Source organism: Bacteroides sp. LFL-34 (genome assembly GCF_027257075.1).
In the GTDB taxonomy this organism is placed as follows: domain Bacteria; phylum Bacteroidota; class Bacteroidia; order Bacteroidales; family Bacteroidaceae; genus Bacteroides; species Bacteroides ovatus.
The window spans coordinates 46695-65172 of record NZ_JAPQKZ010000034.1 but is presented as its reverse complement, the minus strand read 5'-3'; the positions used below and the strand labels follow the sequence as shown (position 1 = coordinate 65172).

Below are 18478 nucleotides of genomic sequence, written 5' to 3'. Positions count from 1 at the left end.
AATTACTTTAGAAACCGTGGCATTTTCTACCCTGGAAGGTGCTGCGGTTAACCCTTTAAACAAATAGATAACCATGAATCGCATTATTTTAAACGAAACTTCGTACTTCGGTGCCGGATGCCGTAGTGTCATTGCTGTGGAAGCAGCCAGACGTGGCTTTAAGAAAGCCTTTTTTGTAACGGATAAAGATCTTATCAAGTTTGGTGTGGCTGCCGAAATCATTAAAGTATTTGATGAAAATCAGATTCCTTACGAACTTTATAGTGATGTAAAAGCGAATCCTACGATTGCAAATGTACAAAATGGTGTGGCGGCATACAAAGCTTCCGGAGCCGATTTTATCGTTGCTTTGGGCGGCGGTTCTTCCATCGATACTGCCAAAGGAATCGGTATTGTTGTGAACAATCCGGATTTTGCAGATGTGAAATCTCTGGAAGGGGTAGCCGATACCAAACACAAAGCGGTGCCTACTTTCGCGCTGCCTACTACTGCCGGAACAGCTGCCGAGGTAACGATCAATTATGTGATTATTGATGAAGATGCCCGCAAGAAAATGGTTTGCGTAGACCCGAACGACATTCCTGCCGTGGCTATCGTAGACCCTGAACTGATGTACTCAATGCCCAAAGGATTGACTGCAGCTACCGGTATGGATGCTTTGACTCATGCCATCGAAAGTTATATCACTCCGGGTGCCTGGGTAATGAGCGATATGTTCGAATTGAAAGCCATTGAAATGATTGCTCAAAACTTGAAAGCAGCTGTGGATAATGGTAAAGATGTGGCAGCCCGCGAAGCTATGTCACAGGCACAATATATTGCCGGTATGGGATTCTCGAATGTCGGTTTAGGAATTGTTCATTCGATGGCGCATCCGTTAGGTGCGTTCTATGATACTCCTCATGGGGTAGCCAATGCCTTATTGTTGCCGTATGTGATGGAATACAATGCTGAATCTCCGGCAGCTCCGAAATATATCCATATTGCGAAAGCAATGGGAGTGGACACTACCGGGATGAGTGAAGCCGAGGGAGTAAAAGCGGCTGTTGAGGCGGTGAAAGCACTTTCTGCCAGTATCAATATACCGCAAAAATTACATGAAATCAATGTGAAGGAAGAAGATATTCCTGCACTGGCTGTAGCTGCTTTCAATGATGTTTGTACAGGCGGTAATCCTCGTCCTACTTCGGTAGCAGATATCGAAGCTCTATATCGCAAAGCTTTCTAAAGTTAGTTTTTGCGGAAGTTCTTTTCACCACAGATTACACAGATTTACACAGATTATTTTCTAATCGGAAGCCGATATTTAAGAATTAAATCTGTGTAAATCTGTGTAATCTGTGGTGTTTTTCTGAAAATAATTCCTATTTTTGTCCAACTCAATTACATGAAAACACATCGGTATGATCGAGGATAATAGTTTGGGATTAGAATTTAAATATCTGATTGTAAATGACATGGACCGTAAATTCGGGCTATGGGTAAATACCGTCGGCTATCAATCCATTCCTCCTGATTCACCTTATCCGTTGAAAGAGCATCCTTCCGGTTACTTTTTTAATGCAGAAAAAGGAAGAGTGCTTCGTGAGTATCAATTGGTATATATCACCAAGGGGCGTGGTTTGTTTTCATCTGATTCTACCTCTGAAAAGCAAGTTTGTAAAGGTCGGCTGATGGTATTGTTTCCCGGACAATGGCATACTTATCGCCCGTTGCGGCAGACTGGTTGGACGGAATATTATATCGGTTTCGAGGGGCCTATGATAGACGCCATTGTTGATGATGCTTTTTTGTCGCAGGAACAGCAAATACTGGAAATAGGCCTTAATGAAGAGTTAGTCTCATTATTCTCCCGTGCTCTTGCCGTAGCCGAAGCGGATAAGATTTCCGCGCAACAATATCTTTCCGGGATTGTGCTCCACATGATAGGGATGATTCTTTCCGTCTCCAAGAATAAGGTTTTCGAGATGAGTGATGTGGATCAGAAAATCGAACAGGCAAAAATCATTATGAATGAAAATGTTTCCGGCAATGTGGACCCGGAAGAGTTGGCTATGCGACTCAATATTAGTTATTCATGGTTTCGACGTGTTTTTAAGGAGTATACAGGTTATGCTCCGGCTAAATATTTCCAGGAATTGAAACTTCGTAAAGCTAAACAAATGCTGGTGGGAACTTCCCAGTCAGTAAAAGAGATTTCTTTTTTTCTAGGTTTCCAGTCAACCGAATATTTTTTCTCTTTCTTCAAGAAACGTACGGGACTAACTCCGTTGGAGTATCGTTCGTTCGGGCGGGAAGAATGAATAGGATGAAGTTCATATCTATTAGTTATTTGGCTCTGATTTTGGGAATATCATAAAAACTGTTACTTTTGTGGCGAAGATAATGTGCTATAAACCATCATTCTTGATATGCGCGGACAAAAACTATCTAAGATCCATTTTCTTATTCTGTTATCTCTTTTAGGATTTATATCTCCTCTTCAATCACAGGAATATAAGTTCAGAACATTGGGTGTGGAGGATGGATTGTCGCAAATAACGGTGAGCGATATTTGCCAGGATGAGAAGTCGCGTATATGGATTGCCACACTGGATGGTCTGAATTGTTTCGATGGCAATCATATCAAAGTCTTTAATCATTTTCATAACGATTCCATCAGTTATGGTAATCTATATGTCACCCAGATGGTGGAGGACGGCCAGGGGAGTCTTTTTCTCTTGACCTCTACGGGACTTTTCCAGTTCGACCTTGAAACGGAGAAATATTATATTCTTCCGGTGCCTTCTCCTTCCACTCTTGCCAAAGGAAAGTTGGGAGTGTGGATTGCAGAAGGGGGAAAACTCTTCTTATATGATAAGAATACCCGTTCCGTGAAACCCATGTATGCGGAGGTACATTTGCCGGACACCGGGCCGACAATGGTAGAAGGTTCGGAAGGAAATCTTTGGGTTGCTTTGAAAGATGGCGGGGTGATGCGTGTGGATACTTGTGGATCGATGTCGCTTTATTTGCCCGGAATCAAGGTGATGAAACTGATAAAAAGTAACGATCAGAATATTTGGGTTGGTTCGCAGGATCATGGTGTTTTCTGTTTTTCACCTCAAGGTGCAGTCATACATCATTATGATTATAACAACAAGAGTGTTTACACGGTCCGGGATGATATGGCAAGAGCGCTATGTCAGGATTTGGAAGGGAATATATGGGTAGGTTACAGAAGCGGATTGAGTAAGATTGAGGTGGCTACCGGGAAAATATTTCATTATCAGGCGGATCCTAACCGGGTGGGGGCTATGTCCAATCGTTCGGTGACTTCTCTTTATACGGACAAACAAGGAACTGTCTGGGTGGGGACCTATTGGGGCGGCGTGAACTTCTTCTCACCGGAATATCAACATTTTGTACATTATCATGCTTCGGATACCGGATTGTCTTTTCCGGTGGTGGGTGCTATGGCAGAAGATAAATCCGGAAATATATGGATTTGCACAGAAGGTGGAGGACTGGATTTATATCAACCGGAACAAGGAACATTCAAACATTTTAATGCGCATACCGGATATCATTTTAGTACGGATTATCTGAAAGATGTCGTTTTTGATGAGGCTAATAACTGCTTGTGGATTGCTGCTGACTTTACAAACAAGGTCAACTGTTTTCATCTTGATAACTATCGGAATGATATATATGACCTCGAACCGCTCGGAGAGGAAAGTGTGGGAGAAGCTCTGTTTGCCTTGGCCGACACTCCTCGTAAATTGTATGTAGGTACAACATCTGCAGTTGTTAGTCTGGATAAACAGGCCTTAAAAACTGAAGTGTTGTTTCATCAAAAGGAGTTGTTTACACATAATTATAACACTTTGTTGCTTGATTCGAAAAACCGGCTATGGTTTGCTTCCGATGATGGTTGTGTAGCTTATGTGATTGATGAAGGGCGGTTTGAAACGTATAGGATAAGTCTGAAGAAGCAGGTCAGATCTCAAAAAGAGCTGGTCAATGTCATCTATGAAGATCGAAAGGGAAACATTTGGGTCGGAACACATGGCAACGGGCTTTTCTTGTTGGATAAGAAAGAGCGATTGTTTCGTTTACATACTCCTGAAAGCGTATTGTCGGGAGAAAATATCAGAGTGTTGGGCGAAACTCCTTCCGGGAATTTATTGATTGGTACCGGACATGGATTGTCTGTGTTAGAACAGAAAGACGGGAAAGTGATAAACTTCAATTCTAAAACAGGATTTCCGCTGACTCTTGTCAATAGGAAATCCATGCATGTATCCCGCAATCATGATATTTATATGGGAGGAGCTACCGGACTGGTTGCCATTCGTGAAAGTAGTTTGTCCTATCCTCCGAAAATATATGATTTGGAGTTGGCTCATTTGTATGTCAATAATAAAGAGATTACCACAGGCGATCAAACCGGCATCCTAAATAAGTCCTTTGCCTATACCGACCGGATTAAATTGAATTATTTGCAGAATGTGTTTTCTATCGGTTTCTCGACAGATAACTTTCTGCATATTGGCGGTGGTGAGGTAGAATACCGGTTGATAGGTTCTAATGACGAATGGAGTGAGAATCGTTTGGGGAATGATATTACCTATACAAATATATCTCCGGGCGATTATGTTTTTGAGATCAGATTGAAGAACTTTCCGGAAGTAATCAGATCTCTTCATATAACGATCACACCACCTTTTTATGCCACCTGGTGGGCTTATACAATTTATGTGTGTGTGATTCTGACGATTCTATTCTTTGTAGTGAGAGAATATAGAATTCGGCTGTTCTTGAAAACCTCGTTGGACTTTGAACTTCGTGAGAAACAATATATTGAAGAAATGAACCAATCCAAACTGCGTTTCTTCACTAATATCTCACATGAAATCAGAACCCCTATTACCCTTATCCTGGGGCAGGTTGATCTGTTGTTGAATTCCGGTAAGTTGTCTACGTATGCTTATTCGAAATTACTGAATATACATAAAAATGCCGGTAACCTGAAATCATTGATAACGGAGTTGCTTGATTTCCGGAAACAGGAGCAGGGACTTTTGAAACTGAAAGTTTCTCAATTTGATTTATATTCTTTACTCAAAGAGCATTATGTATTGTTCAAAGAATTGGCAGCTAACAGGAATATTTCGTTTGTTTTGCATGCTGACTGTGAGCAATGCCTCGTGTGGGGAGATCGTATGCAATTGCAGAAAGTGGTTAATAACCTGCTGTCGAATGCTTTTAAATATACTTCAGACGGTGGAAGTATCAGTATGGAATTGGCTGATGGAGCGGATGAATGTATGTTTTCCGTTTCAGACAATGGGGCAGGAATATCCGAGGAAGATTACGTGAAGATATTCGAGCGGTTCTATCAGGCCGAGAATATCGGACAGTATGGAGGAACGGGTATCGGGCTGGCTTTAAGTCAGGGGATTGTGAAAGCTCATCAGGGAGATATAACTGTAGAAAGCCAGTTGGGGAAAGGTTCATGCTTTAAGGTCACTCTGAAGAAAGGAGATGCTCACTTTGATTCTTCTGTTTCCCGGATTGAACCGGAGCAGGATAAGGAATATATTTATTATTCGGAAGATAAAGAACTATTGGTTAAGGAGGTACAGTCGGCTCAAAGTGAGAGTGGGACTACTGACTGCAAGCTGTTGGTTATTGATGATAATGAAGAAATCAGAAATATCCTTGTAGATATCTTTTCTCCATTGTACACGGTTGAAACTGCAAGTGATGGTGAGGAAGGGTATGAGAAAGTAAAGATGATGCAACCTGATCTGGTTATTTCGGATATTATGATGCCCGGAATGCCTGGAACGGAATTGTGTGCCAAAATTAAGAACAATATTGAAACTTGTCATATACCTGTCGTTCTTCTGACTGCCCTTAGTGCGCCCGAACGTGAGTTGGAAGGATTGAGAATTGGAGCGGATATTTATGTGGTGAAGCCATTTAATATGCGGCGGCTGGTGATGCAATGCAATAATCTGATTAATACCCGCAGACTTTTACAGAATAAATATGCCCATCAGCTGGATAGCAAAGCGGAGAAGATTGCAACGAATGAACTCGATCAGAGGTTTATCGAACAAGCGACGCAGGTAGTGGAAGATAATATGGAAAATCCCGAATTCAGTGTAGATGTCTTCTCACGTGAGATGGGGGTGGGACGTACTGTCTTATTCCAGAAGATAAAAGGTATCACGGGAAGTACGCCAAATAATTTTATCATGAATCTGCGTCTGAAAAAAGCGGCATATTTTCTGCAGAATTCTCCGGAAATGAATATATCGGATATTGCTTACCGGTTAGGATTTGGAAATCCTCAATACTTCAATAAATGCTTTAAAGAACTTTTTGATATTGCTCCTACGCAATACCGAAAAGCTCATAATACCTCCTCCGAACCCTCTGTGAAGTGATTAAAATAAGTCATCTGAATTTTTAGACTAGATAAAACGAACAATTCGATAGGGTGCAATATATTCAAATGTGATACTTTTGTGGCGTTGGATAATGCCAGCTTGTACTTGAGTTTTCTTTGGTTAGGTGTGTCCGCACACACTTTCATTTGGTAGACCGGGTGCTGTGTAATCTTTATTCTAATATAATAATTATTGTGTAGTATTATGAAAGACAAATATCCATATAATAAATAAAAGATAACATCTTATTGGAGAGAATCAATATATTTTCCCCAATTAATTAAGTAGTGAGTAAAACCTTGATAATTAACCAATTTAATTTTATTCTAGTTATGAAAAATTTGCAGAGTAGGACAAAAGTGCGGTTGCTTCAGTCGTTCCTTTTGATTTCCTTGAGTCTCTTTTTCCTTGTCAATCCGGCTTATGCTCAAGGCGGGTTTGCAGTGAAGGGAGTTATTGTGGATAAAACAGGATTTCCTTTGCCTGGCGCCAATGTGATGGAGAAGGGAACATCTAATGGAACAATTACAGATTTAGATGGTAATTTCTCATTGAATGTTTCGAAGAAGGGAGTTACTTTGACTGTATCATTCATGGGATATACCCCTAAAGATGTGGTAGTGAAAGATAAAACAATGAATATTACGCTTGAAGAGAACTCTAAGCTATTGGACGAAGTAGTGGTAGTGGGTTACGGTACGATGAAAAAGCGTGATGTAACAGGAGCTATTACTTCCATCTCAAGCGAGGCCATTGAGCAAAAAATGGCTACCAATGTTTTTGAAGCATTGCAGGGTACTACTGCCGGTGTACAGGTGGTATCCGGTTCCGGACAGCCCGGTGAATCTTCTTCTATCAAAATTCGTGGTACTTCCACTTTCTCCGCTGAAGGTGTGACTCCTCTTTATATTGTAGACGGTGTTCCTTTGGAAAGTATCGATGGTATCAATACCAATGATATTACTTCTATGGAAATTTTGAAGGATGCCGCTTCTGCAGCTATCTACGGTTCCCGTTCGGCGAACGGTGTGATTATTATCACTACTAAAAGTGGGCAGGAAGGTAAAGCCCGTATTGATATCAAGTATAATCACTCGTGGGGTACATTGTCTCACAAGGTTCCACAAGCAAACCGTAAAGAACGTTTGTTGTACGACCAGTATCGTAAAGAGTATTTTGAAACATACGGCGGAGGTAATCCGGATGAAAGTAGTGATATACTGAATGATCCGTTGAACTCTTTCTTTAATGTGGATAACGATTATCTGGACATGATTACAAGCACTGCACAAAAAGATCAGGTGGATATCAGTGTAGGTGGTGGTACAAAGAAACTGAAATATTTCATCAATACCGGTTATTATAATGAGAAAGGTATTATTTCCAATACAGGTTTCCAGAGATTAAATACTCGTATCAACTCCGATTATTCACCGACAGACTGGATGAATATGGGTAGCCGTATTTCTTTGACTTATTCTAAAAAGAAAGGTCTGAATGAAGGTACTTTATTGAGCGCAGTGTTGACTCGTCGTCCTTATTTCAATACTTATTATCCGGATGGCTCTTTGGTCGGAGTGTTTAACGGTCAGAAGAACCCTATTGCGCAGGTCAATTATACCACCGACTTTACTGATTCTTATAAGGCTAACTTCTTCCAGTTCTTTGAAATCAAATTCAACAAGTATTTGAAGTTTAGAGCTAATATTAATGCCAACTTCTATCTGGATAAACGCAAAAAACTCGAACCGAGTCTTATCACCGATGAATGGCAGAAACAGAATAAAGGTTATTCTTATAATTACCTGAACTGGAACTGGATGAATGAAGACATCCTTACTTATGCACGCAAAATAAAAGATCATAATTTTACGGCCATGGTAGGTGTTAGTGCACAGCAGTGGCGTTATGAAAACGAAACATTTGTGGGGATAAACTCGTCTACAGATTTTATCTATACAATGAATGCTTTTGCCGCAAACCTGGATTTGTCATCTACAGGCTCCACATTAAGCAATCACTCTATGGCTTCCATTTTTGCCCGTGTGACTTATGATTATAAAGGAAGATATTTGCTCAATGCCATTATGCGTCGTGACGGTTCTTCTCGTTTTGCCAAAGAGAACAAATGGGGTAATTTCCCTTCCGTATCTGTGGGATGGCGCTTCTCGGATGAGAAATTCATGAAATTTTCGAAAAAGTTTCTCGAAGATGGTAAGATCCGTGCAAGTTTCGGTATCACGGGTAACGAAGCAATCGGCAACTACGACTATATCTACTCTTATTCTCCGAATTCTATTTATGACGGAGTGGGTGGCGTTATTCCGACTCGTATCGGTAAAGACAATCTGAAATGGGAGGAAACTAAACAATTCAACCTTGGTCTGGACTTGAATTTCTGGAATAGCCGTTTGACAGTCACTGCCGATTATTACGATAAATATACAGACGGTTTGCTGGCAAACTACCAATTGCCTAAAGAATCCGGTTTTGCATATATGAAAACCAATGTCGGTGAAATGAGTAACCGAGGCTTTGAAATAGCTGTTACCGGTGATATTATCCGCACGAAGGACTGGAAGTGGAATGCTTCTTTCAATATCTCCAGAAACATCAACCGTATTGAGAAGCTGTCTGAAGGTAAGGCATATATGGAAGGTGATATCTGGTGGATGAAGGAAGGTGGCCGTGTGGGTGACTTCTACGGATTTAAAAGCGCCGGTGTCTTTGCATACGACGAATCGAATGCTTTCACTGATAAATGGGAACAACTGACTCCGGTGTTTGAGAATGGTGTATTCCAGTACAAATATTTGTTGGATGGAAAAGAATATACAGGTAATATTCGTCAGAAGACGTTGCCGAACGGCAAACCGTTCCGTGGTGGAGATTACAACTGGGAAGAACCGGAAGGAACCCGTGATGGTGTGATTGATGATAATGACCGTATGGTGATCGGTAATGCCATGCCTGATGTAACCGGTGGTTTGAATACAACGGTGACTTGGAAGAATTTGAGTTTATACTTAGGATTCTATTATTCATTGGGAGGACAGATTTATAATGCAGCCGAACATAATCGTAATATGTTCAAATACACCGGAACTACTCCTTCACCGGAAGTCATCCATAATATGTGGTTGCATCCGGGTGACCAGGCAATCTATCCGCGTCCGTATAATGATGATTACAACAATGCCCGTATGGGTAACTCGTTCTATCTGGAAGATGCTTCCTTTATTCGTTTGCAGAACATACGTGTAGCATACGATCTTCCTGAAAACTGGATAAAGAAGCTGATGTTGAAGAATATAAATATCTACGCTTTTGTAAACAACGCCTTGACATGGACCAACTATTCGGGATTCGATCCTGAATTCTCTACCAACAATCCTCTGCAGGTAGGTAAAGACTCTTACCGTTATCCGAGAAAGAGAGAATATGGTATTGGTTTTTCTGCAAACTTTTAATTGAAGATATCGTATGAAGAATATAAAATATTTTGTTGGAGCTGTATGCCTGGCTCTATCGTTGAATAGCTGTTCAGACTTTCTGAATGAGGAACCGGTAAGTGAAATTCCGGCAGGTGACATGTGGCAGACTGCCCGTGACGCTAAGGCAGGTATAAATGAAATCTATGGATTGTTACGTTCCACTTTACGGGAGAACTATTTCTATTGGGGGGAGTTCCGTTCGGATAATGTAGCTCCCGGAGCACCGGTAATGGCCGATCAGGCACGTGTTATCAACAACCTAATGTCTACGGATGAGAAATGTGCAAAGTGGACGACTCTGTATCAGATGATTAACCAGGCAAATCTGGCTATTAAATATGTTCCTAATATCAGTATGCCTGATGTGGCAGACCGAAATGACTATCTCGGACAAGCTTATGCATTGCGTGCTTTGGCCTACTTCTATGCTATCCGTGTTTGGGGAGACGTACCTTTGTTTACAGAACCTACTGAAAAGTATTCGGAAGCCATCTACAAAGAGCGTACGGATAAAAACTACATTTTGGAACATGTCATTCTTCCGGACCTGAAGAAAGCGGAAAGCCTGATTAACCGTAACAAGAATTACGAACGCAAACGCATTTCTATCTGTGGCGTATGGGCCATCATGGCGGATGCTTATATGTGGGCTAAAGAATATAATCTGGCCGACCAGACCATCGATAAGATGGCGACTATCGCTTCTAAAAAGGGCGGTCGTTTTGTAGACTTCGAACCTAACATTGCTACTTGGCATACCATGTTTACGGAAGAGCTGACTAATAAACCTTCTGATGATACACCGGAAAATGATGAATATAACTCCAGAGAGTTTATTTTCCTTGTTCATTTCAACATGGATGAAGTCGGCACGAATGGTTACAGTTACATGTATCAATGGTTTTCCGGTTCAGGGAATCGTGCGGCAGTCATGTCTGATAAGTTTATGAGTATCTTTGATGAAAAGGATATGAAAGGTGATTTACGCAAAGATTATACGGTGAAGAATTACCAAAATGGAAATGAATTGCGTAAATATATGGCAGGTGACATCAGTAACTCTTTGAATAAGACATGCGAAGTAGCCTATCCAATCTATCGTTACACAGATATGATGTTGTTGCAAGCTGAAGCTCGTGCTCATCAGGGAAAATGGGGGGAAGCTTTGGATTTAGTAAAAACTGTACGTGACCGTGCCGGATTGAATACACTGACTGAAAATGATTTTGCTTCAGAAGAAGAGGTAGTCAATTATATCTTGCGTGAACGTCAGGTGGAGTTAGCTGGCGAAGGACGCCGTTGGTTTGATTTACTGCGTACCGAAAAGTGGAAGGAAGTGATGAAACCTATTAACGGAATGGAGCAGGATGGCAATGAACTTTTCCCGATCCACTATTCACATATCTTGGAAAATCCGAAGATTGTGCAGAATACGTATTATGGTAATACTAACAACTAAAAAAGGTAGAAGCAATGAAAAAGACAATATTATATAAGACTCTTTTCTTTTGTTGGACAATTTTGGCATTGACCGGTTGTGATCTGGACTTGCAAAAGAACTATGATTATGAGCCTTCGGTGGATGATCCGTATGTAAAAGTGACAGCGTGGGAATATTTTCAGGATCACAAAGATATGTTCTCGGAGTTGATAGCAGCTATTGAATATACAGGCTTAAAGGACTATTATACCCAGACTGATAATAAATATACTTTTCTGGCTTTGAATAATGCCGGTATGCAGCTTTATCGGGAGAATGAATTTGCAGGCGTAGCTTCCATTACAGATTGTGATAAAGAAAAGGTGAAGAATATGTTGCTTTATCATATTGTAGATGGAGAATATAGTTCTTATGGGCAATTGCAGGTAGAACCGATGTTCGTCTTAACTATGCTGAAAGGTGAGACTGGATTGATGACAATGTCTGTTTGGAAAAATCCATGGCAGGCTGCAGTAGGTAAGATTCTGGTGAATCAGACCGGAAGCAACGGAAAATCTCCGCAACGACAAGCTAAGACTAGCAATATTCTGCCGACAAACGGTGTGATTCATATATTTGAGAACTATTGCAAATATTCCAAATAACCACAGTTAATTAAAAAGAGAACTAATTATGATTCGTAAAATATATACCTTATTAATATTAGGACTTTGCTTGGGCTTTGCTGCCTGTGGCGACGATAATGATGGATTGGATCCTAATGCAGCGGCTCCTGTGATTAATTTTCCTATGGAGCAGCTGGACGTTGATTTGAATAAAGTAGACAATCTGCCGGTAGTGGCTGTTATTAAATCACAGGCAGGGCTTCAGAGCGTGACAATGAAATTGCAGACGGTGGAGGGAGTGACAGAATATAAAACTGTAACCGACTTTTTCAATCCCAACTCGTATAGCTTGTCTGAAAACTTGGAGTACAATGCAAATTATGAAGCTTTTATCATTGAAGCTACAGATAAACTGAATCATGTTACGAGTGGGACTTTACCAATTGCTGTTACCGATGTAATGGCACGTCCTGTCATTACATTCGATCCGGAAGAGATTGTATATGATGAGATGGATGAAAATCCGGTAATTCCCCGTACTACTTTCGAAGTTGTTTCGGAAGCCGGCTTGAAGGTTGTGGAAGTGTATTTGGTATCTGCCACCGGACAGGAATCAAAAGGAAGTGTGGAACTGAATGGCAAAAAGGATTTCTCGTATGACGAGATGATTAATTACAAAGAAGGCGATAAAGGTTTCAAAGTAAAAGCAGTGGATATATATGATAATGTGACCATTTCAACTTTACCTGTGGAATATAGAACAGTGCCAATACCTGTATTGACTTTGCCTGAATTGCCTATTTTTGCTACAACAGATGCAAAACAGGGAGTGCCGGTGAAGGTCGAATCTGTACGAGGAGTTCACGAAGTAATTATTTACCGTATTGAAAACGGACAGGAAATCGAAGTCTTACGGGAACAGAAGAATGGTGAGAAACAATTGGATTACACTCCGGAAATTGATTTTACTGAAACTACGTCTCAAATTAAAGTGGTGGTTTCTGATGGGAGAGTGGGAAAAGAAGCTGTCGGAACTGTGAAAGCATATGTAAATATGGATGTTGCCACAGTGAATATATCTAGTAAGACTTTTGCTAATAGTGCGCACGAAAAATATCCGGATGCTTATGGTTTGTTATCTTTCAAAGATTTAAAAACGTATTCTGTTGATTATGCATTAGCTAGTGCGGATAATGCGAAGAATGTTGATTTGAAATTCTATTGTATGGGAAAAGGTAAGGACGTTCCTTCAGAGCCTCGTCTGTATTCTATAAATGCTACAAAAACAAATGAATATACAGGCTCCGGTGGGGTATCTTTGAACACCGCGGCTGTGAAGAATAAGACTATGATAGCTAAACTTTCCGGCTTTGATTATGATAATGCAACAGTTACTTCTATAGCTTCTGAAATATCAGCTAGTTTGATTGTGAAAGAAGAACTGATTCCTATAGCGGAGGGAGATATTATTGCCTTTAAAACAGCATCGACTTCTGCAGCAGGTGGAAACAGAATCGGAGTGATGAAAATCATTAGTATGACACCATCTATTGGTGAAGGTGTACTGAAGCCCGGAGATACAACAGCTCGTGTATTAACTGTTGAAATCAAATTCCCTAAGAAGAAGTAAGCAGGGTAGTATTACCTACCGCCTGAAGTCTTAATAGAAAACTTCTTTTCTATTAAGACTAAACTTCCCTTTCATTAGGAGTAAAGTTGCTCTCTGTCCGATACAAACTATAAATGAAGCTTCCGTTTTTATAAATGCAAGTTGCGTTTATAAAAACAAAACTTGCAATTATAAAAACAAAGCTTGCGTTTATAGTTTATAATAAGGATAAAAGAAGTTTGCAACAAGGGGGAAGGAAGTTCTCTCCTTGTAGAGAATAACTTTTCTATTAATAGCCAACGCGAGAGTTAGTAACAGCTATCCCGGTGAACCGTAGATAGAGTATACGAAAGATGCGACTGATAACAAATACGATGGTTAAGTAATAATGTGCAGTAGCTGAAAGTAATATGAGAAAACATATAATATATAGGTATTTCCTCTTTTTATCTTTGGTCGGACTGATGCAGTTGACGTTTAGCTGTTCCTCCTCTTCCAACGAAATAGAACCTTTGAAACCGGAAGGAGAAGATACTCCTTTGGAAAAAGATGAATATACTTTTATGAATGTAGAATACCGGAAGTGGCAGAACGGAACTTTCCAGGCATGGACAACGGCAGATTCAAGGGAAACACGTACCATTGATAATATGAATTGGTATACTCCCTCTTCGGATTATAGCCGGACTGCATGGGGAGGACGAATCGGTTTACAACCTTCATCTGTGGTTGGAAAAGAAGGCTTTTTCCGAGTGGCTAATTGTGGAGGTCGTTCTTATTTGCTCGATCCGGATAATGGAGCTGTTATCATTCATGGAATTCAGCATGTTCGTCCGGGAGAATCTACTGCTCATAAGAAGGCTTTCGGTACTCGATACGGTAGTGAGGCGCGATGGAGTGAAGAGACTGGCAGACTGTTAGCAGACAATCATATAAACTATATTTCGTATGGCTCGAACCGTATTGAAGTATTTCCTGCTGCAGTACGTGGTAACTTGTTGACCCCTAAGACGCAAAAGATTGCTTATGCAGAGAATCTGTATCTGCTTCGTACCTTTATGTGGGATATGAGTAAGAATTTGGGCTACGCGTTTGATGATGACAAATATAATCGCTTAGTTCTTCTTTTTGAACCCACATTTGCTACGTACATAGATCGTCTCGTACAAGAAAAGTCAGCTTTATTTGCCGGTGACCGGCATTTTATAGGTTTCTATCTTGACAATGAATTGCCATTTGCCAGTTATCAGAATGCTGACCCTTTGCGAGGAATTGATCTGAAACATTTCTTGTCTTTGCCCGAACGCTATAAAGCTGCTCGTGAGTATGCCGAAAAGTTTATGCGGGATAACGGTATAGCTTCTACCGGAGTGATAACCAAGAAAAATCAGGAAGACTTCCGGGGGATGGTTGCTGATTATTATTATCAGTTGACCACCGCTACCGTCAGACGATATGATAAAGAGCATTTGATATTGGGAACACGTCTGCATGATTGGAGTAAATATAATCAGAAAGTGGTGGAAGCGTGTGCTCGTTATTGCGATCTTGTTTCCGTCAACTATTATGCACGTTGGCAACCGGAGGCAGATTTCTTGGCAAACCTGAAAATCTGGTGTGGAGCGAAACCTTTTTTAGTTTCAGAATTCTATATAAAAGCGGAAGATGCCAGTTATCAAGGAACTGGATATGCTAATACTGAAGGAGGTGGCTGGCTGGTGCATACACAAAAAAATAGAGGTGAGTTTTATCAGAACTTCTGTCTTCGTTTGCTTGAAACTCATAACTGTGTGGGCTGGGTACATTTTGAGTATAATGATGGTTACGATTCTAACGGAAAAGCTTCTAATAAAGGAGTGGTTTCCATCGAATACGAACCTTATGAATCTTTTCTGTCGCAGATGCGGCAGTTGAATCTTTCAGTTCATTCATTGATCGATTATTACGATACAAAATCGGTTCAATAGATTGACGGAAACTTTAAATAGACAAATTGAATATTTAGAATTAAAATAGTTATGACCATGAAGAAGTTTAGTTTATTTGCAATCCTTTTAGGATTTAATATAGCTTTGGGAGCATGTTCCGATGATGATGCCGCTCCTGTAGTAAAAAATGAAATCTTTCAACTTCCGGAAAAGGCTTATGTACTGGCGGAACAATCCAGACGGGCTATTGTCATCAGAGATGCGGAGACGCACCGCAATATTTGGAGTTGGGATCCTTATACTGCCTGTGTTCCTGCTGCACAGCAGGGTTGGTTTGTTAATCCGAGTGAAGTAAAACCGGTTTTCAATAGACGCTATATCTTGATGACTGCCTCCGGCGGAGCTGTGGCTTTAATCCGTTTGTCCGATCATAAATTAATGTTCTACGCAAATTGCGGACAGAATCCCCACTCTGCGGAGGTATTGCCCGATGGAAATATCGTGACGGCAGAATCTAAATCCGGTGAAATCAATACCTTTGTGGTTGACACGGTTAAGGTATTGGGAGCAAAAGCTAATACGGTGAAGTTGGGTAATGCGCATAATGTTGTTTGGGATAAGAAAAGATCGTATCTTTATGCTACAGCTACCAAAAAAGAGGGAGTGACTGCATTATTCCGTTTTAAGTACGATGGCAACCGGAGTAATCCCAAGTTAATAAATCAGACTACCCTTTATACATTCAGCAATGAATCGGGTGGGCATGATTTGTTCCCGGTATATGGTGAAGAAGATAAATTATGGCTTACTGCTGCTTCGGCTGTCTATAAGTTTGATTTGACTGGAGTTACCGACGCTACGACTAATGACTCTACTGAACCTACTTGCGAGAAAGTTTACAGCATAGCCGATATAAAAAGCATCTGCAACGGACCGGACGGAATCCTGATGCTGAAACCGACTGAAGAATGGTGGGCAGAAGGACTTGTAAATGAGAAGGGAGAAGAACTTTTCAAAATGGACGGAGCCAAGATTTATAAAGGCCGTTGGATGATAGACAATCTTTTCAGTTATCCGGAAAAGCATGATTTCGTGTTGAGTGAGGACTGATTAAGTATGGTGGAAGATTGATTAAGTACATAAGTTGAATAATTAAGTTTGGAACAATGAGGAAACTTCTTCTTTTTTTATTGGTATCTATCGCATTACCGGCCTTGGCGCAGAATGGAAAGAAAGTGTATGCCGACTTTCACGGAGTGCGCTATACCCGGCAGCATGACGGAAAGCTGGGGCGTTGGGAGATGTATGCCAATACGGAAAAATCAAGTACCGGAAGAAAGTCGCTGTGTTATAATGCCGACCTGATAGACAGCGAAGGACGGCATGAGATAGCGGCAGTGGCTTATCCCCAAGTCGGAATGCAGTCCAATCTCGATCCCGATTATATCGAATATCAGATATTGTCGGCAAAAGCGGCTAAGATAGATGGATTCTTTATCGAATGGGGGTTCAAGCCTCACGAAAATGACATCTTGCTGCGTGAGATGCAGAAAGTGGCAGCAAAGTATGACTTTGAAATCGGCGTAAACTGGTGCGACGGTTGGTTATATTATGACTGGATTACGAAGATTTATCCGGAAGTTAACACCCGTGAGGCAAAGACCGAATACATGGCCAAATGTTACCAATATCTGGTGGATAGCGTCTTTACCGGTCCTACAGCTCCTATGGTGAAGGGAATGCCTGTTTTTTATCATTTCGGTCCCGGAGCGAAAGTGGATGAATATAAGAAAGTATTATCATTGGCGAAGTTACCGCAAGGAATGAAGCAGCCGGTTGCTTTACGCCGTTGGGCAGATTGGGGAAAACTGGAAAATGATAAATATATCCCCGTCACTCGTAGCGATGAAATGGATACCTGGAAAGAAGTGGGAGAAATACCGACTGCATGGCTTCCTGCCCGTGTCCGTACAAGAGATCAGGCACATGCCGAATGGGATAATTACGCCACTCAGGATGATGTTATTGAGTTTATGAAACCTTTCCGTGATTCAATTTGGCATAGTAACAATCCTGCTTATACCATTAAGTCGGGATTTGCCATGCCGGGAATGGATAACCGGGGATGTGCGGGCTGGGGACGTGGACACTTCTATTATATCCCACGTAACAATGGAGAAACTTATCAAAGTATGTGGAAGTTCTGTATGGCAGAGAAGGACAGCCTGGACATGATGTTTATCGCTTCGTGGAGTGACTATACCGAAGGACACGAAATAGAGCCGACCATTGAAAACGGTGACCGTGAACTACATACGACTTTAAAGTATGCGGCGGAATTCAAAGACGAACAGGCGGACGAGCGTGGATTAACCTTACCTTTAATGCTTTTCCGGCTGCGAAAAGAAGCCCGTTTCCTGGAAAAGACGAAGATGGACGTATCCGCTTGTCAACGTTCGCTCGATAAGGCAGCATTGTTGATTAGCCAGGGACGTTATCCGGTGGCAATAGGCTTGTTGTCACAAATAGAAAATGATGTCAAGACGGCAAAATCCGCTTTGGCGGTTGAGATGATGCGTTTGCGTGAGTCGGACATGAAGATTCAGGGAAAGCGAAAATCCGGTGGTTACAGTGCCGAAGAAACTCTCTCTATCTCTTTGCCCAAAGAGCTGGTTTCCAAATTACAAATGAATAACTATGTAGGGTATCTCTATTTTGAATACCTGGACAAGGGAAATGAATCTCTTTTTATACGTTCATCTACACAGCGCGAACCGAAAGAGCCGTTTAAAATTGTGTCCCGGATACGTACCGACAACACGGGTGAATGGAAAAGCGCAAAAGTAGAATTGTATAAGGATAATATCGTGAATGGATTCAATATGCCTACTTTCTATTTAAAAGGAAATGTCGTAGTCCGTAATTTGTCATTGGGCTATACGATCTACACAGTCAAATAAA

Annotated in this window: 10 protein-coding genes; all 10 read left to right on the top strand. The window is 41.1% G+C overall.

Annotated features, from left to right (window positions below; translation table 11 throughout):
• The first annotated feature begins 73 nt into the window (after positions 1 to 73).
• Positions 74 to 1228, top strand: coding sequence for a lactaldehyde reductase (gene fucO / locus N5O98_RS18955; RefSeq protein WP_004299884.1), 1155 nt, complete (start codon positions 74 to 76; stop codon positions 1226 to 1228).
• Between the two features lie 175 nt (positions 1229 to 1403).
• Positions 1404 to 2303, top strand: a complete 900-nt coding sequence (locus N5O98_RS18950) for an AraC family transcriptional regulator (RefSeq protein WP_004310460.1) — start codon at positions 1404 to 1406, stop codon at positions 2301 to 2303.
• Positions 2304 to 2411: 108 nt separating this feature from the next.
• Complete coding sequence (locus tag N5O98_RS18945) at positions 2412 to 6437, top strand: hybrid sensor histidine kinase/response regulator transcription factor (RefSeq protein WP_004310459.1); 4026 nt, start codon at positions 2412 to 2414, stop codon at positions 6435 to 6437.
• A gap of 335 nt (positions 6438 to 6772) precedes the next feature.
• Positions 6773 to 9910: a SusC/RagA family TonB-linked outer membrane protein gene (locus N5O98_RS18940; protein WP_008024528.1), complete on the top strand. Its 3138-nt coding sequence runs from the start codon at positions 6773 to 6775 to the stop codon at positions 9908 to 9910.
• A 13-nt stretch (positions 9911 to 9923) separates the two neighbouring features.
• On the top strand, positions 9924 to 11393 hold the full coding sequence (locus N5O98_RS18935; RefSeq protein ID WP_004310457.1) for a RagB/SusD family nutrient uptake outer membrane protein: 1470 nt from the start codon (positions 9924 to 9926) through the stop codon (positions 11391 to 11393).
• A 14-nt stretch (positions 11394 to 11407) separates the two neighbouring features.
• Positions 11408 to 12019, top strand: coding sequence for a fasciclin domain-containing protein (locus N5O98_RS18930; RefSeq protein WP_004310456.1), 612 nt, complete (start codon positions 11408 to 11410; stop codon positions 12017 to 12019).
• 28 nt (positions 12020 to 12047) lie between these two features.
• Positions 12048 to 13610: a hypothetical protein gene (locus N5O98_RS18925; RefSeq protein WP_004310455.1), complete on the top strand. Its 1563-nt coding sequence runs from the start codon at positions 12048 to 12050 to the stop codon at positions 13608 to 13610.
• 389 nt (positions 13611 to 13999) lie between these two features.
• The gene (locus N5O98_RS18920; RefSeq protein WP_004310454.1) at positions 14000 to 15556 is read left to right on the top strand and encodes a hypothetical protein; all 1557 of its coding nucleotides are present in this window, start codon (positions 14000 to 14002) and stop codon (positions 15554 to 15556) included.
• A 57-nt stretch (positions 15557 to 15613) separates the two neighbouring features.
• Positions 15614 to 16627: a DUF6528 family protein gene (locus tag N5O98_RS18915; protein WP_004310453.1), complete on the top strand. Its 1014-nt coding sequence runs from the start codon at positions 15614 to 15616 to the stop codon at positions 16625 to 16627.
• 56 nt (positions 16628 to 16683) lie between these two features.
• Positions 16684 to 18477: a glycoside hydrolase family 71/99-like protein gene (locus N5O98_RS18910; protein ID WP_022199023.1), complete on the top strand. Its 1794-nt coding sequence runs from the start codon at positions 16684 to 16686 to the stop codon at positions 18475 to 18477.
• The last annotated feature ends 1 nt before the right edge of the window (position 18478 follow it).